The organism is Paraburkholderia gardini (assembly GCF_907164575.1).
In the GTDB taxonomy this organism is placed as follows: domain Bacteria; phylum Pseudomonadota; class Gammaproteobacteria; order Burkholderiales; family Burkholderiaceae; genus Paraburkholderia; species Paraburkholderia gardini.
This window is the reverse complement of the sequence record NZ_CAJQYY010000008.1, coordinates 118,677-142,824: the sequence shown is the minus strand read 5'-3', so window position 1 is coordinate 142,824 and position 24,148 is coordinate 118,677. Positions and strand designations below refer to the sequence as shown.

23 protein-coding genes and 1 tRNA gene are annotated in these 24,148 nt (G+C 62.7%); 16 read left to right on the top strand and 8 right to left on the bottom strand.

Translation table 11 applies throughout. From position 1 onward, the window contains the following. Positions 1 to 78: 78 nt before the first annotated feature. Positions 79 to 1,410 carry an NAD(P)H-dependent oxidoreductase gene (locus tag LPA34_RS08775; RefSeq protein ID WP_228977053.1) on the bottom strand — a complete coding sequence of 444 codons (1,332 nt, stop codon included), beginning with the start codon at positions 1,408 to 1,410 and terminating at the stop codon, positions 79 to 81. A 586-nt stretch (positions 1,411 to 1,996) separates the two neighbouring features. Then, positions 1,997 to 2,995 carry a sugar-binding transcriptional regulator gene (locus tag LPA34_RS08770; protein ID WP_228977050.1) on the bottom strand — a complete coding sequence of 333 codons (999 nt, stop codon included), beginning with the start codon at positions 2,993 to 2,995 and terminating at the stop codon, positions 1,997 to 1,999. Between the two features lie 86 nt (positions 2,996 to 3,081). Between LPA34_RS08770 and LPA34_RS08765 the strand changes: the two genes are divergently transcribed. The 6 genes from LPA34_RS08765 (at position 3,082) to LPA34_RS08740 (ending at position 8,212) form a co-directional block, all read left to right on the top strand. Next, positions 3,082 to 3,945, top strand: a complete 864-nt coding sequence (locus LPA34_RS08765) for a hypothetical protein (protein ID WP_228977047.1) — start codon at positions 3,082 to 3,084, stop codon at positions 3,943 to 3,945. Positions 3,946 to 3,987: 42 nt separating this feature from the next. Continuing rightward, positions 3,988 to 4,590: a hypothetical protein gene (locus tag LPA34_RS08760; RefSeq protein ID WP_228977044.1), complete on the top strand. Its 603-nt coding sequence runs from the start codon at positions 3,988 to 3,990 to the stop codon at positions 4,588 to 4,590. 183 nt (positions 4,591 to 4,773) lie between these two features. Continuing rightward, positions 4,774 to 5,934, top strand: a complete 1,161-nt coding sequence (gene ribBA, locus LPA34_RS08755; RefSeq protein ID WP_228977042.1) for a bifunctional 3,4-dihydroxy-2-butanone-4-phosphate synthase/GTP cyclohydrolase II — start codon at positions 4,774 to 4,776, stop codon at positions 5,932 to 5,934. A 53-nt stretch (positions 5,935 to 5,987) separates the two neighbouring features. Continuing rightward, positions 5,988 to 6,503 (top strand): 6,7-dimethyl-8-ribityllumazine synthase, encoded by a 516-nt coding sequence (gene ribH, locus LPA34_RS08750; RefSeq protein WP_228977039.1) that lies wholly within the window; start codon positions 5,988 to 5,990, stop codon positions 6,501 to 6,503. Then, a complete protein-coding gene (gene nusB / locus LPA34_RS08745; protein WP_228977037.1) occupies positions 6,500 to 6,934 on the top strand; it encodes a transcription antitermination factor NusB in 435 nt (144 codons plus the stop codon). The genes ribH and nusB overlap by 4 nt, the downstream gene beginning before the upstream one ends. A gap of 84 nt (positions 6,935 to 7,018) precedes the next feature. Beyond that, positions 7,019 to 8,212 (top strand): pyridoxal phosphate-dependent aminotransferase, encoded by a 1,194-nt coding sequence (locus tag LPA34_RS08740; protein WP_228977035.1) that lies wholly within the window; start codon positions 7,019 to 7,021, stop codon positions 8,210 to 8,212. Positions 8,213 to 8,345: 133 nt separating this feature from the next. Here LPA34_RS08740 and LPA34_RS08735 read toward each other — a convergent pair whose 3' ends face one another. Beyond that, a complete protein-coding gene (locus tag LPA34_RS08735; protein ID WP_228977032.1) occupies positions 8,346 to 9,521 on the bottom strand; it encodes a transglycosylase SLT domain-containing protein in 1,176 nt (391 codons plus the stop codon). A 575-nt stretch (positions 9,522 to 10,096) separates the two neighbouring features. Here LPA34_RS08735 and LPA34_RS08730 point away from each other — a divergent pair. Further along, the gene (locus LPA34_RS08730) at positions 10,097 to 11,665 is read left to right on the top strand and encodes a UbiD family decarboxylase (RefSeq protein ID WP_228977031.1); all 1,569 of its coding nucleotides are present in this window, start codon (positions 10,097 to 10,099) and stop codon (positions 11,663 to 11,665) included. Between the two features lie 108 nt (positions 11,666 to 11,773). Continuing rightward, positions 11,774 to 12,454 (top strand): LysE family translocator, encoded by a 681-nt coding sequence (locus tag LPA34_RS08725; protein WP_228977029.1) that lies wholly within the window; start codon positions 11,774 to 11,776, stop codon positions 12,452 to 12,454. Between the two features lie 54 nt (positions 12,455 to 12,508). On the opposite strand, the gene LPA34_RS08720 is transcribed toward LPA34_RS08725, so the two are convergent. Continuing rightward, positions 12,509 to 13,474, bottom strand: a complete 966-nt coding sequence (locus tag LPA34_RS08720) for a threo-3-hydroxy-L-aspartate ammonia-lyase (RefSeq protein WP_228977027.1) — start codon at positions 13,472 to 13,474, stop codon at positions 12,509 to 12,511. Between the two features lie 216 nt (positions 13,475 to 13,690). Then, complete coding sequence (locus tag LPA34_RS08715; protein WP_228977025.1) at positions 13,691 to 13,972, bottom strand: hypothetical protein; 282 nt, start codon at positions 13,970 to 13,972, stop codon at positions 13,691 to 13,693. 855 nt (positions 13,973 to 14,827) lie between these two features. Here LPA34_RS08715 and LPA34_RS08710 point away from each other — a divergent pair. The 8 genes from LPA34_RS08710 to trmB all read left to right on the top strand — a co-directional run bounded on the left by LPA34_RS08710 (position 14,828) and on the right by trmB (position 21,947). Continuing rightward, positions 14,828 to 15,778: a Rossmann-like and DUF2520 domain-containing protein gene (locus tag LPA34_RS08710; protein ID WP_228977023.1), complete on the top strand. Its 951-nt coding sequence runs from the start codon at positions 14,828 to 14,830 to the stop codon at positions 15,776 to 15,778. A 150-nt stretch (positions 15,779 to 15,928) separates the two neighbouring features. Next, complete coding sequence (locus LPA34_RS08705) at positions 15,929 to 16,492, top strand: YggT family protein (RefSeq protein ID WP_228977022.1); 564 nt, start codon at positions 15,929 to 15,931, stop codon at positions 16,490 to 16,492. A gap of 404 nt (positions 16,493 to 16,896) precedes the next feature. Continuing rightward, positions 16,897 to 17,505 carry a TetR/AcrR family transcriptional regulator gene (locus LPA34_RS08700; RefSeq protein WP_228977020.1) on the top strand — a complete coding sequence of 203 codons (609 nt, stop codon included), beginning with the start codon at positions 16,897 to 16,899 and terminating at the stop codon, positions 17,503 to 17,505. A 117-nt stretch (positions 17,506 to 17,622) separates the two neighbouring features. Next, positions 17,623 to 18,432, top strand: coding sequence for an oxidoreductase (locus tag LPA34_RS08695; RefSeq protein WP_228977018.1), 810 nt, complete (start codon positions 17,623 to 17,625; stop codon positions 18,430 to 18,432). A gap of 159 nt (positions 18,433 to 18,591) precedes the next feature. Continuing rightward, the gene (locus LPA34_RS08690) at positions 18,592 to 19,593 is read left to right on the top strand and encodes an NADP-dependent oxidoreductase (protein ID WP_228977016.1); all 1,002 of its coding nucleotides are present in this window, start codon (positions 18,592 to 18,594) and stop codon (positions 19,591 to 19,593) included. A gap of 428 nt (positions 19,594 to 20,021) precedes the next feature. Next, positions 20,022 to 20,732 carry a hypothetical protein gene (locus tag LPA34_RS08685; protein ID WP_228977014.1) on the top strand — a complete coding sequence of 237 codons (711 nt, stop codon included), beginning with the start codon at positions 20,022 to 20,024 and terminating at the stop codon, positions 20,730 to 20,732. Positions 20,733 to 20,918: 186 nt separating this feature from the next. Further along, positions 20,919 to 20,993: transfer RNA gene (locus LPA34_RS08680), tRNA-Gly, on the top strand. Between the two features lie 168 nt (positions 20,994 to 21,161). Beyond that, a complete protein-coding gene (trmB, locus tag LPA34_RS08675; protein WP_228977011.1) occupies positions 21,162 to 21,947 on the top strand; it encodes a tRNA (guanosine(46)-N7)-methyltransferase TrmB in 786 nt (261 codons plus the stop codon). A 96-nt stretch (positions 21,948 to 22,043) separates the two neighbouring features. Here trmB and LPA34_RS08670 read toward each other — a convergent pair whose 3' ends face one another. The 3 genes from LPA34_RS08670 to LPA34_RS08660 form a co-directional block, all read right to left on the bottom strand. After that, on the bottom strand, positions 22,044 to 22,877 hold the full coding sequence (locus LPA34_RS08670) for an undecaprenyl-diphosphate phosphatase (protein WP_228977010.1): 834 nt from the start codon (positions 22,875 to 22,877) through the stop codon (positions 22,044 to 22,046). Between the two features lie 72 nt (positions 22,878 to 22,949). After that, positions 22,950 to 23,534, bottom strand: coding sequence for a DUF1439 domain-containing protein (locus LPA34_RS08665; protein WP_228977009.1), 585 nt, complete (start codon positions 23,532 to 23,534; stop codon positions 22,950 to 22,952). An 80-nt stretch (positions 23,535 to 23,614) separates the two neighbouring features. Continuing rightward, positions 23,615 to 23,935: a YkgJ family cysteine cluster protein gene (locus tag LPA34_RS08660; RefSeq protein ID WP_228977167.1), complete on the bottom strand. Its 321-nt coding sequence runs from the start codon at positions 23,933 to 23,935 to the stop codon at positions 23,615 to 23,617. Positions 23,936 to 24,148: the final 213 nt, after the last annotated feature.

Genomic DNA, 24,148 nt, shown 5'->3' with positions numbered 1-24,148 from the left:
CATGCAAAGCTCTTACTCCGGTCCCATGCAAGGCACCTGCTCCGGTCCCATGCAAAATGGCTGCTGCGTGATCGAAGCTCAGGCCGCGGCGGCGGCCTTGCCGAACACCATCTCATCCTGACGACGACGCAGCGCGACGATCTGCGACGTGGCATCAACCGCGCAGTTGCGATACGTGAGCAACTCGCCGCGACGGACCGGCTGCGTGACGCGGCCGTTCTCGATCAGCCCGCACGGCACCGCGTCCTGCGCGCGCGCATCGCCCACCGACATCGCCCACGCGCGATACGTGTATTCACCGATCGCATCGAGCCGCTCGCCCGGCTGCAGATCCTTCTTCGCGACCGCGCAGACCTCGACGACCGGCACCGGTAGCGGCTCCATGTCGGCGCGGCCGTAGAGCACGACGCGCGCGCACGTCAGCGGCACTTCGAGGCTCGTCAGGTGATACGGGCGATAGAACGTGTAGTACGGCCCCTCGCCGAGACGCAGGTCTTCCATGCGCTCGCGCAGCCGCGGATGCGCCATCTCGGCGACGACGAACACACCCGGCGCCACACCCTTGCCGATCGTGTAATCGACCACGCCCTTGCGCGAAAGAATGCCGCCGTCTTCCACCGGGCACAGCACCTTGTGCAGCTGGTCGAGCGTCGCGGACGGCCCGTGCATGCCCGGCACGTCCGGCGTGAGTCCGGTCGCGTTGCCGATCGCGGCCATCTCGACGGCCGTCTTCGAGCCGTCGACGAATTCCACGAGCATGCGCGGGTTCATGTTGCGGCGACGCGCCTCTTCCATGTAGGCGTCCGGCGTCGCTTCGATGTTGAGCGGATTGTTCTTGCCCTTGCCGGCCGCGACGATCGGATAGCCAAGCGCGCTCACGAACTGGATCAGCTCGATGGTCGAGCTGGGTTCGTCGCCGGCGCCCAGCGAATACACGACGCCAAGCCGCTCCGCCTCGCGACGCAGATACGCGCCGATCGTCACGTCCGCCTCGACGTTCATCATCACCAGATGCTTGCCGTGCTCCATCGCGACGAGACCGATCTGCGCGCCGACCGCGGGCTTGCCGGTCGCGTCGATGACGACGTCGATCTGCTCGCTCGTGCACACCGCATTCACGTCCTGGGTGATCGCGATGTGGCCGGCTTCGATCGCCTGCGTCAACGCGCTTTGCGTATCGACGACGCGATAGCCCTCGTCGGCGCCGTTCGCGACCTTCACCGCCGCGCACGCCGCCTCGGTACGCAACTCGGCGATCGCGCCGATTTCGAGGCCGTGCATCTGCCGGACCTGGGTCACGATATCCGTGCCCATCTCGCCGCTGCCGATCAGACCGATACGGATTGGGCGGCCAGACGCGGCGCGCTTTTCGAGGTCGGCGGCGAGGCCGCTGGGGGTGATGTTGTGCATGAGCATGTCTCCACAAATGCTGCGCGCGAAACGCGCGGGAAGTGTTCGAGGACTTTCGTCTGTTACAGCCACGACAGAACTTATGTATTTCAGAATAGCAGTATGTTCACTAAAAGGCCAAGTCCGGATTGAGTGGAAACGCAGTTTTTTGGGGTGGGACTTACCCTGGACCCGACGTAGAGGGACCAGGATGAAATGGGGGCGTGAGGGCACAGGGATGTGCCTGATGGGACAGCCGGCTGATGCCGATGGATGCGGGACGCGAGCGCCTCGCCGGCGGTTCATCCGCGCGGATGGGTGCGCTGGGCGGGCGTGTGCGCAGGTGCGCCGCGCGGGAATGGGAAGCTGATGGGGATGCGCCGCGTCAAGCGTGTCTGGAGGCGCGCTCCGCGCTATTTCCGCGCTGTGGAGCGGCAAGAAAGATGCGACCGGCCGGTTCGGGAAACGCAGGACCGTTCAACTGCGACGACCCTCCCGCATCCCAAGGCGCGAAAACGGTCCGGCGGGGCTCGACCCCAAGGCGTCGGCTCCAGAAGCCGGCCAGCCGGCAGCATGGCCAGCCGCCTGCACGGCCTTCAGATGCGAATCAGACGATTCCGCCCGGGCCTGCGAGCTTGAGTACGTCTTTTGCGGTGTACTCGTCGGTGATGAGCACCGTGGGTTTCAGCAGCTTCAGGGCGCCGGCCAGTGCCTGCACCTTGTTCGCGCCGCCCGCTGCCAGCACGCGCACCGGCACTTTCTTGATGATGTCGAGCGGCACCGACATCACGCGTTCGTTGATCGGATGGTCGACAAGCTCGCCGTTCGCGTCGAAAAAGTTGAACAGCAGGTCACCGACCGCGCCCGCCTTGATGACCGACGCGCGATCCGCATTGCTGATGAACTTCGACAGGTGCGCCGTCGCGTCCGGACCCGTCCCCGCCGCGCCAAGCACGACTGCATCCAGCGATTTCGCGAGCTCGAAGATATCGCCGAGCCCGCAGCGCTCGATCAGGGTTTCGCGCGTGGCCGCGCTGTCGACGACAAGCGGCGCGGTCATCAGGTAGCAGTCCGCCTGATACAGCGAAGCAAAGCGCCACGCGAATTCGGCCGGATTGAACTTGCGCGCCTTCATGATGCCGCCGAGCAGCGACACCACCGAGACGTCTTCGACCGTGCGCTCGTTCATGAACGCGAGCGAACTGACGAGCGTGCGCCCCCAGCCCACGCCAATACGCATGTTGGGCCGCACGAGCGACGATACATAGGCGCCCGTCGCCGCGCTCACCGGGCCGGTCGCATCCGCGCCCCGCGACGACAGCGGCACGACGATGACCTCCTCGACCCCGAAGCGCTTTTCAAGCAGACGCTCGGCCTCGACGCATTCGGCGAGACGGTCGCCGATCGAAATCTTCACCTCGTTGCGCTCGCGCGCGGCGGCGAGCAACCGCACCACCGTCACGCGCCCGACACCGAGTTTCAGGGCGATTTCGTTCTGCGTCATCTCCTCGACAAAGTACATCCACGCCGCGCGCAGACGCAGCCGGCGCGCGGGATTCTGCTCGTCGCTTTCGATCGCCTCAGGGGCAATACTCGCTTTCGCCAAGCTCGGCTCCTATGATGAATAAAGTCAGTCTTGCGACTGAACACTTGTGCTATCTTAACTTCAAATGTTGCAACCCAGAGACGCCCATGGAGTCGAAATCGCCCTTGCCGCAGCACCTTAGCCGCGACATCAGCCAACTGGGGCTCGCACTGAGGGACTGTGCGCGTCAGCTTCGTTATGCGGCACGCAATGTGCCCGGGCCGATCAAGAGCGACCGGCCTGCCACCGTCACCACGCGCTCGCCTGCCACGCAAACTTCCAGGGCGCCCTCGCATCTCTCGCTGGAATCCGTCGCGCAACTCGCGGATGGCCTGATCGAAACTGCCGAGTCGTTTGCCGGCCACGCCATGCCGCCGCTCCAGGATCACTGGAAATCTCCGGTTCCGCTCGATGCACTGACGGGCTATCTCAGCCAGTCGGGCAATCAGGCGAAAACGTTGCGCAAGTTTTCGACGACGTATTACGCGGCAGCCAAACGCATGATCATGCAATGCGGCGCCACCGACGTGCTCATCTTCGAACATCGCATCAGCAGCGCGTTCGAGGCCATGAACGCGTCGCGCCACGCGCCCGGTACGCAGTTGACCCAGGTTTGCGCCGATACCGCGACTTCGCGTAGCACGCTGTGCCGCGTGGGCGCGCAACTCGTCCTCTCGCTGATCGACCAGCAGCCGATCCGCAGTACGCGCTTCGATGTCCTTCCCGATGCGAGCGCGCCCTGGTGGCTCGTGACCGAGCCGAACGCATACGTATTCCTGATGCTGACGATCGCCTCGCTCGCGAAAGACCTCTGCCCCACCGGGCTCGTGACCGAACCGGACGCCGTAATCCGGTTTTTCGCCGACGTGACCGGCGCGCGCGAAGCCGCGTTCCGCCGCGCGCTGAAGGAACGCGAACCGCTCGATGCATTGAGCGACGAAATCGAACATGTCGTCACGCATCTTTGCTGAAACCTGCGCGCGCAATCCTTGCGCGCGTGCACGGGAGCCTTGATGGGCCAGCCGATCAGTAGCATTCACCCGCGGGAATCCGGCACGTGGGACCACGTGCGGAAGCTCACGCCCTGCCGCCAGTTGTTGCAGCAATGCTGCGACGAATATCGCGAGCGGCACGGCGTGCGCATCGAAATCGACGAGCGCCAGTTCACCAGCGCGTTTTTCGCGTGGCTCGACGTGATCTCGCACCACGCCGGCTACCGCCGGCGGAATGCACCCGACTACTTCCAGTTCGCCTTCGGCGTGCTGCTGCGCGACCTGCTGCGCGACAAAGCCGTTCACGTGAGCACGGAGCCCTCCCCGCACCTGCAACCCACGGCGAACGATATCGCCAGCTGGTGGCCGGCAGGCTACCTGCTCACCTGGTTCTGCATCGGCACGCTCAAACACGTGATGCGCGAAGAGTGCGCGCTGGAGGTCCAGCCGGCCGACGCGCTCTCGCACCGCGACGTGTGGCAGTCGTTTCGCGAAAACATCGTCGAGGAGCCCAGCCTCGCGATCGCATACTTCGACCGGTTCATGGGCAGCGAGCCCAACTGGCGCGAACCCGGCCAGGTGCTCAACCGGCCCGGCGCTGCAAATTCCGGCGCACATACGTAATCCCCTCCCCGATTTCCAGGTTCGAGAATAAAGCCGTGCGAGTACCGGCGGCAGTCAGCCGGATGGCCAGGTGACACGTGCGTGCCCCGTGTAAACCCGGCCAGATGGCCTGGCCCGTCCGGCCGAAGCGACGCGGGGGCTCGCGTGGCGTAAAATACGCGCTTTCCTGACAATCTCGCCAACATGACGCTCGCCTCCACTCTTGAGATCATCGCCGAACTGAAGGCCGGCCGGATGGTGATTCTCGTCGACGAAGAAGACCGCGAAAACGAGGGCGATCTCGTGATCGCCGCCGAATTCGTCACACCGGAAGCGATCAATTTCATGGCCCGTTACGGCCGTGGGCTGATCTGTCTGACGTTGACGCAGGAGCGCTGCAAGCAGCTCAACCTGCCGCTCATGACATACCGCAACGGCACGCAGTACGGCACGGCGTTCACGGTCAGCATCGAGGCGGCCGAAGGCGTGACAACCGGCATTTCCGCCGCCGACCGCGCCCGCACGATCGCGGCGGCCGTCGCGCATGACGCCCGCGCCGAGCACATCGTGCAGCCCGGCCACGTGTTCCCGATCATGGCGCAGCCCGGCGGCGTACTGGTGCGCGCCGGTCACACCGAAGCCGGTTGCGATTTCACGGCGCTCGCGGGCCTCACGCCCGCCGCGGTGATCTGCGAGATCATCAAGGACGACGGCACGATGGCGCGTCTGCCCGACCTCATCGCGTTCGCGCAGGAGCACAACCTGAAGATCGGCACGATCGCCGACCTGATCCATTACCGTAGCCGCACCGAATCGATCGTCGAGCGCATCTGCGAGCGCACGATGCAAACCGCGCACGGCCCGTTCCGCGCGGTGATGTATCTCGACCAGCCTAGCGGCTCGCCGCATATCGCGCTGGTGCGCGGCACGCCCTCGCCGGATCGCGAAACTCCGGTGCGCGTTCACGAACCGCTGTCGGTACTGGATCTGCTGGAAGTGGGCGCATCCACTCACTCATGGACGCTCGACGCCGCCATGAAGGAAATCGCCGAACGCGATCTCGGCGTGGTGGTGCTGCTCAACTGTGGCGACTCGAAGGATCATCTGATCGACGTCTTCAAGGCGTTCGACGAAAAGGAACGTGCTGAGGCACTCAAGCGCCGTCCGGTCGATTTCAAGACGTACGGCATCGGCGCGCAGATCCTGCGCGAACTGGGTGTCGGCAAGATGCAGGTGCTGTCGAACCCGCGCAAGCTGGGCACGATGTCGGGTTATGGCCTCGAAGTCACGTGCTTCGTGCCTATGCCAGGCGCCATCGCGGCGTGCCCGCCTGGCGCCCCGGCCTCGCAGGACATCCAGGCCTGATATCCGGAAACTCACCGCTCACACGCGTTCATCCCAAACACTACGGACCTCAAATGGAAATCGGACAATATCAACCGAATCTCGACGGCGACGGCCTGCGCGTCGGCATCGTGCAGTCGCGCTTTAACGAACCCGTTTGCAACGGCCTCGCTGACGCCTGCATCGAAGAACTCGAACGCCTCGGCGTCACCGGTGAAGACGTGCTGCTCGTCACCGTGCCGGGCGCACTGGAAATCCCGCTCGCGCTGCAAAAGCTGGCGGAGAGCGGCCAGTTCGATGCGCTGATCGCGCTCGGCGCCGTCGTGCGCGGCGAGACGTATCACTTCGAACTCGTGTCGAACGAAAGCGGCGCCGGCATCACGCGCATCGGCCTCGACTTCGGCATTCCCGTCGCCAACGCGGTCCTCACGACCGAAACGGACGAACAGGCCGTCGCGCGCATGACCGAAAAGGGTCGCGACGCAGCGCGTGTCGCCGTCGAAATGGCAAACCTCTCGGTTGCGCTCGAACAGCTCGGCGGCGATGACGACGAAGATGAAGACGAGGAAGACGAAGAGGAACGGGCATGAAGAGCGCTCGCCGACGTTCCCGCGAACTGGCCACGCAAGGTCTCTACCAGTGGCTGCTGTCGGGCTCGCCTATCGGTGAAATCGACGCGCAGCTGCGCGGCGCGCAAGGTTACGACAAGGCCGACCACGCGCATCTGGAGGCGTTGCTGAGCGGCGTCATCCGCGACTCGGAAGCACTGTCGATCGACCTGATGCCGTGCCTCGACCGTCCGATCGACCAGCTCTCGCCGGTCGAACGCGCGGTACTGCTGGTCGCTGCGTTCGAACTGAAGAATCACGTCGATATTCCATATCGCGTGGTGATCAACGAAGCCGTCGAACTTGCCAAGACGTTCGGTGGCGCGGACGGCTACAAGTACGTCAATGGCGTGCTGGACAAGCTGTCGGTACAACTGCGCGCCGCCGAGACACAGGCCGCCCGCAAGCACTGATCCAGCGAGGCCGGAACGCGTGCAGCCCGATTCGACCCGGGCCGCGCCGGCCGGTCGCGACACTGGGAAACTGAATGTATCCGCATGAACACTCTGTCTGAACCACTGGTGCGGCTTGCCGCCCGCGTCGACGCCATCCAGCCGTTTTATGTGATGGAGCTGGCCAAAGAGGCCGCATTGCTGGAGCGCCAGGGGCGCGACATCATTCACATGGGAATCGGCGAGCCCGATTTCACCGCGCCGGAACCGGTCATCGAGGCCGCCACCAGCGCGCTGCGGCGCGGCGTCACCCAATACACGAACGCGCTCGGTCTGCCTGCGTTGCGCGAGGCGATCGCCGCGCATTACCAGCAGGTTTATGGCATTACCGTCGATCCTGCACGCATCGTGGTCACGGCGGGCGCGTCGGCGGCGTTGCTGCTCGCATGCGCGGCGCTCGTCGATCGCGATGACGAAGTGCTGATGCCCGATCCGTCTTATCCCTGCAACCGGCATTTCGTCGCCGCTGCCGAAGGTCGGGCTGTACTCGTGCCGAGCGGCCCCGCGGAGCGCTTCCAGCTAACCGCGGCCGACGTCGAACGCCTGTGGAACGATCGCACGCGCGGCGTGCTGCTCGCGTCGCCGTCGAACCCGACCGGTACATCGATCGAACCTGCCGAACTCGAACGCATCGTGAAGGCGGTCCGCAAGCGCGGCGGCTTTACGATCGTCGATGAAATCTATCAGGGCTTGAGTTACGACGCGCCGCCGGTGTCGGCGCTGTCTTTCGGCGACGACGTCATTACCGTCAACAGCTTCTCGAAGTACTTCAACATGACCGGCTGGCGGCTGGGCTGGCTTGTCGTACCGCCGGCGCTGGTCGGCCCGCTGGAAAAGCTCGCTCAGAACCTGTTTATCTGCGCGTCGGCGCTGGCGCAGCATGCCGCACTCGCCTGCTTCGAACCGGACACGATCAGGATCTACGAAGGCCGTCGCCTTGAATTCAAACGGCGCCGCGATTTCATCGCGCCCGCGCTCGAGTCGCTCGGCTTCTCGGTACCGGTGATGCCGGACGGCGCGTTCTATGTGTACGCCGACTGCACGCACGTCGCCCACCCCGCCGCGAGCGACAGCGCCGCGCTCACCCGGGCGATGCTGCACGACGCAGGCGTCGTGCTGGTCCCGGGGATGGACTTCGGATTGCACGCGCCGCACTCCTATATCCGGCTCTCCTATGCGACAGCGTATGCGAAGCTCGAAGAAGCTGTCGAGCGGCTCGGCCGGTTGTTCAATCGCTGACCCCGACGCCGGGCTGACCTCACGGGCTCCGTCGGGAAGCGCGCAGCAACGAAAAAGGGCACCTCCAGGAGGTGCCCTTTTTCTTGCCCGCTCCAGCCTGCGCTGGCGGATCTAATGCATACCAAGCGACGTATCAGGCGCCCAGTTCCGACGAAGCAACATGCTTCGTCGCGCTGGAACTTGCGTCATCCTGCATCGGCGTCTTGTCGTGCGACGCAGGCGTCGTGACCCTGGCCGTCGTCAGCGGATGCCCGCCGTCGAGCGTCACCTGTACGCGCTTCGTCGAAGCGGTTGTCGCGGCCGGAGCCAGCGTCGTCGATGCGGTAGTCGTGGTCGGTGCCTGCGGTGCGTTGACCGGCACCTTGCGGCCACGCGCCACGTCACGCAGACGGGCGCGCTCGGCCATTACCTTGGCGCCATAACCACCGTCGTCCTGCGACGTCGAGCCGACATACAGACGCAGTCCGCCCGGCAGCGAACCGCCGCGCGCCACGCAATCCTTCAGCACGAGTGCGCCGACCTTGATGTTGGTCAACGGCTCGAGCGCGGCGCTCTGGCCACCAAAGTACTCGAACTTGTCGGAATGCACCTTCGACATGACCTGCATCAAACCTTGCGCGCCGACGCCGCTTTCCGCATACGGATTGAAACCGGATTCGATGGCCATGACAGCCAGCAGCAACAGCGGATCGAGACCGACTTCGCGACCGGTGTCGAACGCGGCCTTCACGAGCTCGCTGACGGGCTCCTGAGCGACGCGATAACGGCGCGACAGATACGACGCGACCAGATCCTGCTCGCGGGTCGAGACCAGCACGCGATCGTCGCGTGCATCGGCGGAGACGCGCTGCGCCGGAATCAGGCGGGCGAGCGAGCCGACCGTCGGCAACGTACGCGGATCGAGGCCGTTCAGCGCCACGGCGCTGAGGCCAGCCGTGCCGCTGCCATCGAAGGCACCGTCATAACTGGTGTTGGCGGTCGTACCGTTGCTGCCGGTGTCGACGCTGACTGCCTGATTTGAAGACAGGCTGTCGTCGGACTGGCCGGTTGCGGGCCCAAACGACGGCAGCGGGTTGCCTTGCAGCAGACGGGCCGGACCCGCCTTCACTGCAGCGGAAATAACCGGCATCAGCTTTGCGGCGAGAGTGCCGCGCCAGGTGGGCATCAGCCACAAGGCCAGTGCCAGCACGACGGCAAAACCGCCGACAATGCTGAACAGGTGATGACTCATACGCGTCCCACGTCGCAATGCACCGCGCATAACCTGCGCGAGACGCTCGTCGGGACGCCACGATAACCAGGCGTTCATTCAGATCTCCCAATTTGCATGAAGCGGCGAACGCGCCGGCAAGCCGACGTACAGCCATTCGCAGAATCAAGACGCCGCGCGCTCTGGTCGGGGCGGCAGCGGCGTCGGGAAAACGGCATACACCGTTCGGGGAGCCCATCTAAAGTTCCGGCGGCATGCTGTTTGCAGCATGCGGGCGGAGGCTCCCACACGAAAAAACCAGCGCGAAAAAGGCGCCGGCGAGGAAAACAGACAAGACCGTGAAGTACCGAGCAGGGATCGGCAAACGGCGACGCGTTGCGTCAGAAGACCGGGGGTAATGGTTAAAACGTGCAAACCCTGCAACCAATGTGGACGGATTCTAGCAGGGTTTTATAGATCGTCAACACTATGAATAGTCAAATCTATAACTAATTGTAATAATGAACAGTGTTCAGTGACCTCTAAACCGCGCAGCGAGCGCGTTTCCGGGCAGTCACAAATTTGCCCTTCAACGTGCGCTGGCCAACGCAGGTAAAATCGACAATCGATCTGGCGCGGCGATTGCCTGCCGTGTCCTCACCTTGCGGCGTGCCGCCGCCCCTGATCAGGACCCGATGAAATACAAAGACCTGCGCGACTTCGTCGGTCGCCTCGAGACGCTCGGCGAGCTTCGCCGCGTTCCGCAGCACATCTCGCCCGTTCTCGAAATGACGGAAATCTGCGATCGCGTGCTGCGCACCGGCGGTCCTGCGTTGCTGTTTGAAAGCACCCGGCAGCACGCGTTTCCTGTTCTAGGTAACCTGTTCGGCACGCCGCGGCGCGTGGCGCTCGGCATGGGCATCGATGCCGGCGCTGAAAACGGCGATAGCGCCGCGCTGGAGTCGTTGCGCGACGTCGGGCGCCTTCTGTCCGCCCTCAAGGAGCCGGAGCCGCCCAGGGGGCTGAAAGACGCCGGCAAACTGCTCTCGCTGGCCAGGGCCGTCTGGGATATGGCGCCGAAGACCGTCAGTTCACCGCCCTGCCAGGAAATCGTCTGGGAAGGCGACGACGTCGATCTCGCGAAGCTGCCGATCCAGACCTGCTGGCCCGGCGACGCCGGTCCGCTCATCACGTGGGGACTGACCGTCACACGCGGTCCGAACAAGACGCGGCAAAACCTCGGTATTTACCGGCAGCAACTGATCGGCCGCAACAAGCTGATCATGCGCTGGCTCGCGCATCGGGGCGGCGCGCTCGATTTCCGCGAGTTCGCGCTGCGGAACCCGGGCAAGCCGTATCCGGTCGCGGTCGTGCTTGGCGCCGATCCGGCCACGATTCTCGGCGCGGTGACGCCGGTGCCGGACACGCTCTCCGAATACCAGTTCGCAGGATTGCTGCGCGGCGGCCGCACGGAACTCGCGAAGTGCATCACGCCCGGCGTCGACACGCTACAGGTGCCGGCACGCGCCGAGATCGTGCTCGAAGGCTTTATCCACCCGCAAGCCGGCACGCCCGAAGCGGCGCCGGCCGGCGCGCCGCCGCGTCCGTCGAAGGGCGCTTCCGCCGCTTACGAGCATGCACTCGAAGGTCCGTACGGCGATCACACCGGCTACTACAACGAACAGGAATGGTTCCCGGTGTTTACCGTCGAGCGCATCACGATGCGTCGCGACGCCATCTACCATTCGACCTATACCGGCAAGCCGCCTGACGAGCCCGCTGTGCTCGGCGTCGCGCTCAACGAAGTGTTCGTGCCGCTCCTGCAGAAGCAGTTCACCGAGATCACCGACTTCTATCTGCCGCCCGAAGGATGCAGCTACCGGATGGCCATCGTCCAGATGAAGAAGAGCTACCCGGGACATGCCAAACGGGTGATGTTCGGCGTGTGGAGCTTCCTGCGACAGTTCATGTATACGAAGTTCATCGTCGTGGTGGATGAAGACGTGAACATCCGCGACTGGAAAGAAGTGATCTGGGCGATCACCACGCGCATCGACCCTTCGCGCGATACGGTGCTCGTCGATCGCACACCGATCGACTATCTGGATTTCGCGTCGCCGGTTGCGGGGCTCGGTTCGAAGATGGGACTCGATGCGACCAATAAATGGCCCGGCGAAACCGACCGGGAATGGGGCCGCCCCATCGCGATGGACGACGCGGTCAAGAAGCGCATCGATGCGATGTGGCAGGAACTCGGCCTCTGAGGCCGGCGCGGCACAACAGACAAGAAGCGGTCTCTAACGGCGGACACGGTACGTCGCCTACGGTCGCTGGAAGACGTGGGACAGGAACAATACGGGGAAAGGGCAGGGATGCACGCGTTATCAATGTTGTCGGACGGTTTTTTTCTGTCTCTTTCGCTGTGCCTCGATATCGGTCTCGTCAACGTCGCGATTATCTCGCTGACGTTGTCGCACGGATTCAAACCCGGCTTCTGGCTCGGGCTCGGCTCGTGTTTCGGCGATCTGATCTATGCAGCGCTTGCGCTCGCCGGCATGGCGGCGTTGCTTCAGTTCGAATCGGTGCGATGGATCGTGTGGATCGGCGGTGCGGCCATCCTGCTGTTCCTCACGTGGAAGATGGCGCGCGAAGCGCTCTTCCCTGCTTCAGCGCCGCCGGTCGAAGGCGAGTCCGATGCGAACGCACCGCATCTCAGCGCGTGGCGCGGGTTCATGCGCGGCACGTTGCTCGCAATCTCGTCGCCGTCGGCGATCCTGTGGTTTGCGGCGGTGGGCGGTGCGCTGATCGCCAGGGCCGGTGCGACGACCGTGACCACCGCGCCGGTTTTTCTCGGCGGCTTTTTCCTCGGCGGGTTGTGCTGGAACGTGTTTATCTGCGGGCTCGCGAGCCACGGACGCAAACGCGCAGGCTCGGGTTTGCTGCGCGCATGTCATGTGCTGTCGGCACTGCTCTTCGCGTACTTCTCGTACAGCGTGATCGTGAACGGATATCGCGATCTGATCGTGCACACCAGCAGCATGGCGGCCGGTTAGCAACGGAAAAAGCGAGCCGTGGGCTCGCCTTTTCTGAACAGGGCACGAGGCCGGTTAACCGAGAAACTGGCCGAGCCGTTCGAGATCGACGTTGCCGCCGCTGATCACGACGCCTACGCGCCTGCCCTTCACGGGCACGATGCCATTGAGCACCGCCGCTGCGGCAAGACACCCGGTCGGTTCGACCACGATCTTCATCCGCTGCGCGAAAAAGCGCATCGCGTCGACAAGCTGCGCGTCGCTGACCGTCACGATCTGTTGCACGAGGCGCTGAATCACTTCGAACGTATAGACGCCGAGTTGCTGCGTGGCGGCGCCATCGGCGATCGTCTTCGGCACATCGATGCGCACGCGTTCACCACGTGCGAGCGATTGCTGGCCATCGTTGCCCGCCTCCGGCTCGACGCCGGTGATCTGGCATTGCGGGCTCAATGCCGCGGCGGAAAGCGCGCTGCCCGACAGCAGACCGCCGCCGCCCAGACACACGAACAGCATGTCGAGCGGGCCTGTTTCCTCGATCAGTTCCTTGACGGCCGTGCCCTGCCCGGCCATCACGTGCGGATGATCGTACGGTGGAATCAACGTCATGCCGCGCTCTTCGGCGAGCCGGCGGCCGATCGCTTCACGATCTTCCTTGTACCGGTCGTAGACGATCACTTCGCCGCCATATCCCCTGGTGGCCGCGACCTTCGCGGCAGGCGCGTCGTGCGGCATGATGATCGTTGCGTGAATGCCAGCCAGACGCGCGGACAACGCAATCGCCTGTGCGTGATTGCCCGACGAGAACGTCAGGACGCCAGCTTTGCGCTGTTCTGCATCGAAGTGCGAAATCGCGTTGTACGCGCCACGAAACTTGAACGCGCCCATGCGCTGCAGGTTTTCGCATTTGAAGAAGATCGACGCACCTGTGCGCTCGTTCGCGGTAGTCGACGTGAGAACAGGTGTGCGGTGCGCGATGCCTTCGATACGCGCGGCGGCGTCGACGACATCGTCATAGGTTGGAACAGGAAGCGCTTGCATCGGCGGAAGGACGCGGGGCGTGGTTGGTTGCACAGGCGCCCATTGTCCCAGCTTCGATCGTGTTTTGGAACGCGAAGCGCGTGTCGCTATATCGACCGGCCGATGCGCATATGAAAACGGCGCAACGCGGCGTTCAAGCCGGCGTTGCGCCGTTCACGAAACCTCACCGTAGAGCCGCGCTCACATCATATCGCGTGGGGCGGCACGTGTGCGGTATCAGTAACGCGGGCCGTAGTAACCACGGCGGTAATAGCCGTGATGATAGTAAGGCCGGCCGTATCCATAATATCCACCGACGACAACCGGCGGCGGCGCATAGACCACGGGCGGCGGCGCATACACAACCGGCGGGGGCGAATAGTACACGGGCGGCGGCGCGGAGTAGACCGGATAGGCTGGAATGCCGATACCGACACCGATTGACACGTGTGCTTCAGCAGCAGTCACAAGCCCCGCGCCAAGCGCGGCAGCAACGATAAACGGGACGATCTTTTTCACTTCTATTTCTCCTGGCGCCCTCGCCCCTATGGCGTGGTCGCATGACGGGCTCAGCCCTTACAGTTCAATGTATCGAAAAAGGCTTCGCAGCGTCGGGGGTATTTGTTGCAAATTGCAATGACGGATGCAAACGCGCAGAGCGCCTGCGTGCCTCACGTCATACATATGTCCGCTTCCCTTTCGAAAATCAAGGGTTTGCGGCACGTCGATCATGACCGGCGACATTTTTACCGGTCGCGTTGCAAGCTTACCGGTCACATCGGTAATGTTTAATTACAAATTCGCTGCAGCTGCCGCACGATTCCGTTGCCTTCGCGCATCGATTTTCGTTCGCGCGGTGGCCGCGCGATGGCCGTAAACGCAAAGTGCCCGGCAGAAACGCCGGGCACCGGTTCGAAGTCAGCGTGTCGTCAACCGACCTTCACATACGTAAATTCCCGTGAGACGCTGGGTGGTACATAAGCGCCGCTAATCTGTACGCGTGGTGTCAGCCGCTTCTTTTGATCCCACCAGCGGCGCCGCTGTGAGTGTGTCAGAAACCGCAAGTGCTTTCGGTAAGAAAAAATACTCATCGTGTACCTCCCGAAAATCTGGCTGCGCTACAGAAGAAACAACAACGGGGACTGCCGGAAAATCTGATGTACGGATTCATTGTGAGCAGTTTTCGGACCCGACGGCAATCCCCTGTCAGATACATACGACGGCCTGTCATATTCGCCACGTACTGATCTGAAGAATGCCCGGCGCGCATGAAACCGGTTCACGTCCTTTGCTGGCAAGGTGCCGACGCGAGCCGGCATCGTGATGAATGCGATACTCGCCGTTCCGTCATTGTTCTGTCCGGAGCTGAAAATCATGTCTCTGCCCCCATTGCCGCGTCTGGGCTTCGTCGGTGCGGGCCGGCTCGCGCACTGTCTCGCGCACGGCTTCTCGCGCGCCGGCTATCCGGTCACCGCAATCGCAAGCCGCTCGCGCGATTCCGCGCAGACGCTTGCAGGTCAGATCGGGCATTGCGCCGCGTACGACCACCCGCAGCAGGTTGTCGACGCAGCCGATATCGTCTTTTTAGCCGTCCCTGATGACAGTATCGGTACGACAGCCCACACAGTGCGCTTCGATTCCGCTGCGCAGGGCTGCTCCGGTGCATGGGCGCTCGTGCATTGCAGCGGCGCTTCGCCCGTCGATCTGCTGGCGCCGGCACGCGATCAGGGCGCTTTGATCGGTGGCTTTCATCCACTGTACCTGTTCGGCGGAAACCTCGCAGATATCGAGCGCATCGCCGGATGTTCCGTCTCGATCGAAGCCGACGGCGCGCTGAAGGACGCGCTCGTCGCACTGGCGGGCGCGCTGCGCTGCCATCCGCTCTCGATTCCACCGGGCGGCCGCATGCTGTATCACGCGGCCGCGCACTACGCGGCGAGCTTCGCGTTGTGCGGCCTCGCGGAGTGCGTCGAACTGTGGCGCACGCTCGGTTTCAACGAAGACGACGCGTTGCGCGCCGTGCTGCCGATGCTCGCCGGCACGATCCAGACCGCCGGCGACAAGGGCTTGCCGGGTGCGCTGGCCGGACCGGTTTCGCGTGGCGATACCAGCGTCGTCGAAAAGCAGCTTGCGCTACTCGAAGGACTCGGCGGCGACCACGCTGCGCTCTACGCGCTGATGACGCGCCGCGCGGTCGCGCTGGCGCGCCGCCGGCCGGTACCACCAGCCGCGATCGACGCAATCGATACCGTCGTGGAAAACTCGCTTGCCCGTTCGCTCGACCGGCTGACCGGCCAGGGATCGCAGGCGGCCCGTAAGCCGTGATAATGTGACGACCGGCGCGAATGCAGCGGGATCAGGGTGCGCGTCCATGCGCACCATCTGCACGCACTGGTTCGAATACAACAGTTGCCTGATGAAGCCGGCTCGCCACGTGCGGCCGCTACGAATAACTAAAGAAGGAAAGGACACGAGATGGTCGGCGATATCGCCCGTTTTCTGCTCAATACCGTTTTCACCCTGTTCGGCGCGGCGCTGCTGTTGCGTGCCTGGCTGCAGGTTGTCCGCATGCCGCCGTACAACCCGGTGTCGAACGCCGTGTTGCAGGTCACGAACTGGATCGTGCTGCCGTTGCGGCGGATCATTCCCAGCACCCGCAGCATCGACTGGGCCAGCCTCGTCGCGGCCCTCATCGCGGCGGTGATCTATGTGGTCGCGATGGTGTGGCTCGCGGGCGTCGATCCGCTCGGCCTGATGCCGACGCTCCTGATCGTCGCGCTGCTGACGATGATCAAGTGGGCGCTCAACCTGATCATCTGGCTGACGATCCTGATGGCGTTGCTGTCGTGGCTCAATCCGCGTTCGCCGGCCATGCCGATCCTGTATCAGCTGACTGCGCCGTTTCTGAATCCGCTGCGCCGGTTCGTGCCGCAACTGGGTGGGATCGATCTCTCGCCGATCCTGCTGTTCGTGATCGTGCAGGTGCTGTTGATGGTGGTAACGCGTGCGGCTGTTTCGCTGACGCTGTTTGGGATCTGATTGCGAAGTCTCCCACGATCTTGATAGCTGACGGTTCCGGTGCCAACCGTCAATAGTCGTTACGACATGCACCTGCCGCCGCGCGACTCGATAGCGGGTTCGTGCGCGGCCTGCCGTTCTTCATCATCGGGAATCGCGCCACGCGCCAGTCCAGATCGACATTCGACCGGGTGATCGCCAGCGATCCCCCTCGCCCGGTCTCGGCACAGTCTTTACCGCAAGTTCAATCGCCGGCCACGGATGCTGGATGACATGACGACGGTAACACTTGCCAGGACCACCGCCAGGCAGACACCGGGTTCGGGTTCTGCGTCCTACGCTGGTTGCACTGCTCGGCGCTGTCTGGGTGGCGCATCGATCCCCATCGACATTGCTCCGCACAGAGAAATACGCCGAAATGCCATATGATGTTCATCATGAAGAAGCAGCCAGTCAATCGGAAAACCGTCAGCCGTAAGGAAATCACGCACGAACGCATCGTCGAGGTTGCCGCGCGCGCGATTCGGCGCAGCGGTTACGACGGCACGGGAGTGGCCGACATCATGAAGGAGGCCGGTCTGACGCATGGCGGCTTCTATGCGCACTTTCCATCGCGCGAGGTGCTGCTTGCCGAAGCGGCTGACCGCGCCGGCGCTGAAGCCGTGGCCCTGTCGAAGCAGATCGCCGCCTCCGTGTCGCCAGAGCAGGCGTTGCCGTCAATGGTGCGCGCCTATCTGTCGAAGGAGCATTGTGAAAATATTGAGACTGGCTGCCCAGTCTCCGCTCTCGGCTCGGAAATGCCGCGCCAGGCGCCGGCGGTGCGGCGCGCAGCCACCCGCCGCATCAAGGAGATGATCGATGTCGTGGCGCGTCAGTTGCCCGATTGGGGCCAGCCGGGCGCGCACGAACAGGCACTTGTGATGGTGGCCACCATGGTTGGCACCATGGTGCTGGCGCGTGCCGTTGACGACTCCAGGCTGTCGGAAAATTTTCTCGAAGCAACATTGAAACAACTCGCGCCCACTGATGCATGAATCCCGTCGGCCCGGTGCTGGTTTTCGCTGGATCAAAAATATGATGACAATCATATTTTTAAAAAATGAATGCCCGACCAGTCACGTAAAGACATCCCTCAATATCGGAAGGACATCATGGAAACCAGAATAGCGCTCGTCACGGGCGCCTCGTCAGGAATCGGCGAAGCCACGGCAAGGCGGCTTGCGAAGGCCGGATACAAGGTCTATGGCACCAGTCGGCGTGGTGCACAAGCCGGCCAGCAGACGTTCGAAATGCTGTCACTTGACGTGACTGACGAGGAATCGGTTGAAGCCGCCGTCAAGGAAGTTCTGCGCCTGCACGGCCACATCGACCTGCTGGTGAACAACGCTGGCTTCGGCGTCGCCCCTGCCGCTGCGGAAGAGAGTTCGATTGACCAGGCCCGCGCGATCTTCGATACGAACTTCTTCGGGATTATCCGTATGACGCGTGCCGTGTTACCCCATATGCGGCAACAAGGTCGCGGCCGCATCATCAACATCGGCTCTGCGCTGGGTTTCCTGCCCATGCCCTATATGGCGCTGTATTCCGCCACCAGGCATGCGGTCGCAGGCTATTCGGAGTCGCTCGACCATGAGTTGCGCACGATGGGCATCCGGGTATCGGTCATTGAGCCTGCCTATATCAAGACGCCTTTCGACGCGAACTTCATGGCGCCCGACAGCCCCCTCGACGAGTACCGCGAGGTGCGCTCGGCCGTGGATAAGCGAGTGAAGGAGGTGGTCGAGGGCGCTGACGGTCCTGAGGTTGTGGCCGAAACCGTGCTGCAGGCCGCCCTCGCGGCTCGCCCGAAACTCCGCTATGCAGCCGGTGGACTCGCCGGCCGTCTGCGATTGCTACGCAGATTTGCGCCCGCGGGCCTGGTAGACGCCGGTATTCGCAAAGATCTGCGGCTCGCAACGTAGACGGCGTTACTGCCCCCTGTTCAAACGGCAGAGCACAAGGACGTGCTGGCATGGTCATCGAGGTCGACACATGCCGTGTTGCCACCGGTCTGCACTTCTACATCCGTGCTACCGCCTGAGAAACAACCTGACGCAACGAGAAACTGACAAGGAACCGTGATGAAGGCATTCGTCGTCGATCGATATGGACGCAAGAATGGCGTACGAGCTGGCGATATGCCGGTCCCGGAGCCGCGCGAGGATGACGTATTGATCCAGATTCACGCCGCTGGCGTGAACCCTCTCGATTCCAAAATCAGAGACGGAGAGTTCAAGCTCATTCTGCCTTACCGTTTGCCCCTGATTCTGGGCAACGATGTTGCCGGGGTCGTTGTCCGCGTCGGATCGCGCGTGCGGCGCTTCAAGCCGGGCGATGAGGTCTATGCCCGGCCGCACAAAGACCGGATCGGTACTTTCGCGGAATTCATCGCGATCAAGGAAGACGGCGTGGCGCTCAAGCCCAACGCACTCACGATGGAAGAAGCAGCTTCGATCCCGTTGGTGGGCCTGACCGCCTGGCAGGCGCTGATCGAAAAAGCGCAGTTGAAGAAAGGACAAAAAGTGCTCATACACGCCGGCTCCGGCGGCGTTGGCACCTTTGCCATTCAGCTGGCGAAGCACGTGGGTGCGACCGTCGCGACGACAGCGAGCGCGGGGAATGCGGAATTGGTGAAGCAACTCGGTGCGGATATCGTCATCGATTACAGGAAAGATGACTTTACCGCCGTACTGAAAGACTGCGATGTGGTGCTGGATACGCAAGGCGGCAATACCCTCGAGAGGTCGCTGCGAGTGCTCAGGCCGGGTGGCAAACTCATCGGGATCGCCGGTCCGCCCGATCCCGAATTCGCGAAAGAGATGGGTGCCTCCTGGTTCCTGAAAACGGTGATGCGCTTTCTGAGCTATCGCATCAGAAAAGCGGCGAAACGTCATGACGTCAGCTATTCATTTGTTTTCATGCGCGCGGATGGAGACCAGTTAAGCCAGATCGCCACGCTCATCGACGCAGCTGCGATAAAGCCCGTGATCGATCGGGTTTTCCCGTTCGAGTCAACCAGCGAGGCTCTGGCTTACGTGGAAACAGGACGCGCAAAGGGTAAGGTTGTCATCAAGATCCGATAGAAGAGCCACTCATGTGACTTCAGAATGTTAAGCATATGCCGTAAACAACGGGGGAACATTTAAGTAAAGTGCGCCGTCCCCGGCGCTTTCCCGGAGATTAGAGTGCAAGGCGTCGTATATCTGCTAGATCAACCGCTCAAGGCGTTGAAGCTGAGCACCGCCCTTGAAGGGAAGTATTTTTTGCGGCCCGTCCACAGTTCAACGATGACGAGCACTCGCATAGGCGCACCTGAGCCGACAGTAGTCCGTTTTTTTCAGACGCAGACCGCGCAATCGTGTTCTGTTTCTGTCCGATAGACAATACGACAGACGGTGCTGTTGGCGTTGCCTGGAGACGCGCCAACCAATGTGTCGAACCTGATTCTCGTGTCGAGGAAGTTGGACGCTTCGTCTGGTCGAACAACGCGTTCGAAACATCGATTGGTGAAATGTCCATGTTCCTGCGTGGCTCCACTACGCTGACGGAAGATTGCTATCAAGATATCGGTCGCCTCAAAGCAGCGGTTGATGCGAAAGGCATGGTTGTGTTTTCATCTGAGCCGGGTGGTGAGCGCGCTGGACGCGCCTTGGCGGCTTACATGCTGGGCTTGGCGTATCACCGTGTTCTGGAAGAAGCGATCAACGATCTCGCAGAAACATGCCGAAACGGCTCGCTCGAAATTCGCGCAGAACCGATGCATGCTGAGATTTCCCGTTTTTTGGCCAGCTACTACTTCGAAGCGCCGGCTCGCGTCGCAACCACTGAAGTTGGCCCGCTGTACGTGGCGATTCGCGATCGACTGCTTCTCGGGCCACTTTGCCGGGAATTAGTTGATCAACTAAGCCGAATCGCCGAGATTAGCCGGATGCAGCGTACGGCAGCGGAATCTGCCTTTGAAACGAAGCTACAAAAGCGGCTTGCAATCTTCGGTGTATTGATTGGATTGCTTGGGCTAGCTCAACTGACCCAAACCACGCCATCTCAAGTTCAGTCGTTCGCCGTCGGATGGAAGTCATTCTTCACTGGCAGCCCAGTACCATCGGGTTCACCGGCAACGCCGACTTCAGAAGCGAAAGAGCCCGGCGGACATACGAAACTTGAGCAAACCAGATCAAGGCGGTCGCGCCACGACGCATATGAACAGGCGGATCCTCACTGATAAGAACGGCTCAAGGATTGGCCACAGACGGTCACTGAACGCGTGCAATAAGCTTCGCGTATCTACTACACGACACCTGCGCTCGCGAATCCAGCAAGAATTTTCGAAGTGCATACACTTTTCACTCCACCCGCCAGAATCCCCGTTTGCATGAATCGCGCGAAACCGCGTAAAATAGCGCGCTCTGCGGGCGTCGTATAATGGCCATTACCTCAGCTTCCCAAGCTGAAGACGTGGGTTCGATTCCCATCGCCCGCTCCACATTCAGCTGATCTCCAGCGGAAATCCAGCACGAGAGCCGCCTCATCGAAGGCGGCTTTTTCGTCAGGGCGACGGCAAACGCACCACCGTCGATATTCCCGCTGACGTATCACGGCGCGGCCAATGCGGCCATCGCACCCGGCGCCTTCACCCTTGCAGTCATCGACGATGATCCACGACCCGAACGAAACCCGTCCGCCCGCCTCCGAGGCCACCGACGATCTCTCCAGCGAAACCGCAGCCAGCGAAGCCGGCAGCGCACACTCGCCTGAAGCGCTGCATCTACGTCGCATCCGCAGCTTCGTCACCCGTGCGGGGCGCGTTTCGACGGGCCAGCGTCGCGCGATGGACGAGCTCGGTCCGCGCTTCGTCGTGCCGTTTTCCGGCGAACAGCCCGACTGGAACATCGTGTTCGGTCGCGAGGCGCCGCGCGTGCTGGAGATCGGGTTCGGCATGGGCGCGACGACCGCGGAGATCGCCGCGCATCGCGCCGGCGACGACTTCCTCGGCGTCGAAGTGCATGAGCCTGGCGTCGGTGCGCTGCTGAAGCTGATGGGCGAACAGTCGCTGTCGAATATCCGCATCATCCAGCACGATGCGGTGGAAGTGCTCGAACAGATGAGCGCGCCGGAAAGCCTCGACGGCGTGCACATCTTCTTCCCCGATCCGTGGCACAAGGCGCGCCATCACAAGCGCCGTCTGATCCAGCCGAAGTTCGTCGCGCTGCTCGTGTCGCGGCTCAAGCCGGGCGCCTATCTGCATTGCGCCACCGACTGGCAGAACTACGCCGAACAGATGCTGGAAGTGCTCGGCGCCGAACCCGCGCTTGAAAACACCGCGGAAGGCTACGCGCCGCGTCCGGACTATCGTCCGGTGACGAAATTCGAGCGTCGCGGTTTGCGGCTCGGGCACGGTGTGTGGGATCTCGTCTTTCGCCGGCGCTCAGGCGGTTGAACGCAGCCGGATTTCGCCGGACATGAAAATGAACAAGGACCGCTCCACACCAGGCGGTCCTTTTTCATTCAACGTGCGCTATGGAAGTGCGCAATCTCAATCGGCCCAGCTCAACCCGCCGCTATAACCGATCAGCAAAATCAGCAGACCAAAGCCGATCCGGTACCACGCGAATACCGTGAAATCGTGCGCCGCGATGTAACGCAACAGCCAGCGCACGCACACAAACGCGCTGATGAACGCGGCGATCAGGCCGACTGCAAAAAGGCCGAGCGCATCGGTGGTCAGCGTGTGCCAGCTTTTGACCATCTCGTAGAGCGTCGCGCCGAAGATGATCGGAATCGCGAGGAAAAACGAGAACTCGGTGGCAACGCGCCGGTCGAGACCGAACAGCATCCCGCCGATGATCGTCGAGCCCGAGCGCGACATGCCCGGCACCAGCGCGAAGCACTGCGCGACGCCGACCTTGAGCGCGTCGAGCGGTGTGAGATCGTCGACCGAATGCACGCGCGGCGCGGTGCCCCCGTCACGCTGACGCGCCTCGGCCCACAGGATCACGAGACCGCCGGTCACGAGCGCCAGTGCAACCGGCACCGGTGAGAACAGCGCTGCCTTGATCGCTTTTTCGAACAGCAGACCGAGCACGATCGCGGGAATCGTCGCGATGATCACGTTCAATGTGAAGCGCCGCGCGAGGGGCTGCGATGGCAGACCGCTCACGACGCTGCCGATCTTGCGACGGTACTCCCAGCACACCGCGAAAATCGCGCCGAGCTGGATCACGACGTCGAACGTCTTCGCGTCTGGGGGATTGAAGTTGAGCAGACTTCCCGCAACGATCAGATGCCCGGTGCTCGACACCGGCAAAAACTCCGTCAAGCCTTCGACGACGCCAAGAACCAGCGCCTTGCAGATCAATATCCAGTCCATCCGGGGCCCTTTTTCTGAAGGTGTTCTGATTGGGCCAGCCAGCGTCGCGCGGCCCCGCCGGCCGCGCATCCGTCATTTTTCGACGATCTGCACGCGTATGCCGTTTGTAAGGATAGTGATTGTACCGGGTTCGTAATTCACACCGGCAAATTGCAACTGTTCGGGCTTGAAGGTGTAGATCGGATAGTTGGTCAGCAACTGCGTCGCGAGCAGCGCGGCGGCGGCGTTGATCTGCTGCGTGTAGGCCTGCGCGTCGCCGCTGACCGTGACGTTGTCGACCGTCGGCTGCTTCAGCACTACCGCGCGCATCGTCGCGTCGTACGCAAGCTCACTCGATAGCGTGAATACACCGTTCACCGGTTGCGGCATGAACGGGCTCACCAGCCGCGCATCGAGCTTCACGGACACACGGTTCGTGTCCGGCAGAAAGCCAACGACAGGATTCGTCAACGCGACATCGAACACCTGCGAGACCGTCCGCTGATACGGAAACTTGCGTTGTACCGCTTCCTGCACCTGCTGCGGCGAGAACGTGTAGTGGTCCGGAATGAACGGAAACGTCGATGCGGCACACGCGGCCAGCGAAACGCTGACGCCAGCCGCGGCGCACGCGGCGAGCAGGAACCGGCGCCTCGCTGGCGCGGCGGCTTGAGTCATGCGAAACCCCCTGTTGAAACCATGTCGAACGTGCAACGGATCGGGATGAATGCCGTCTGGGTCAGCACGCCTTGCTGCGCTCACGATAACGATTGATGTGGCCGCGAAGGCTGCGTATCGGCTTCGAGCGTCGTGAGCCACGCGAGCGCTTCAGTGCGCGACGTGCCGCACATGTCCGTTTGCGGTTGTAGCCCGGAGCAGCATGCGGGCCGCTCCGGCGCTCCGAAAATCGCACAGCGCAGATCGTCGCCGAGCTGCACGCACCGCACGCCAGCGGGTTTGCCGTTCGGCATGCCGGGAATCGGGCTCGAAATCGAAGGCGCGATGCAGCACGCGCCGCAATCAGGGCGGCACGCGTGGTCCGGCACGGCAAACGGAGAAACCTGCAAGGAAGCAACCATCACGACGAAAATTCCTGGAACACCAACCTTCTAACAGAGGCGAGCATGCGCCCGACCCGCATTGTGCCATCGCCGCGCGTGCGACCTTTTTACACAATGTTCATCGCGAGCGCTCACGTACACTCGTCGGGTTCGAAACGCCACGCCCACAAGGCGCCCGCGCTGTCCGACGCGCCTCGATTCGTGAATGCCGATGGCGCGCGGTTCGTTCAG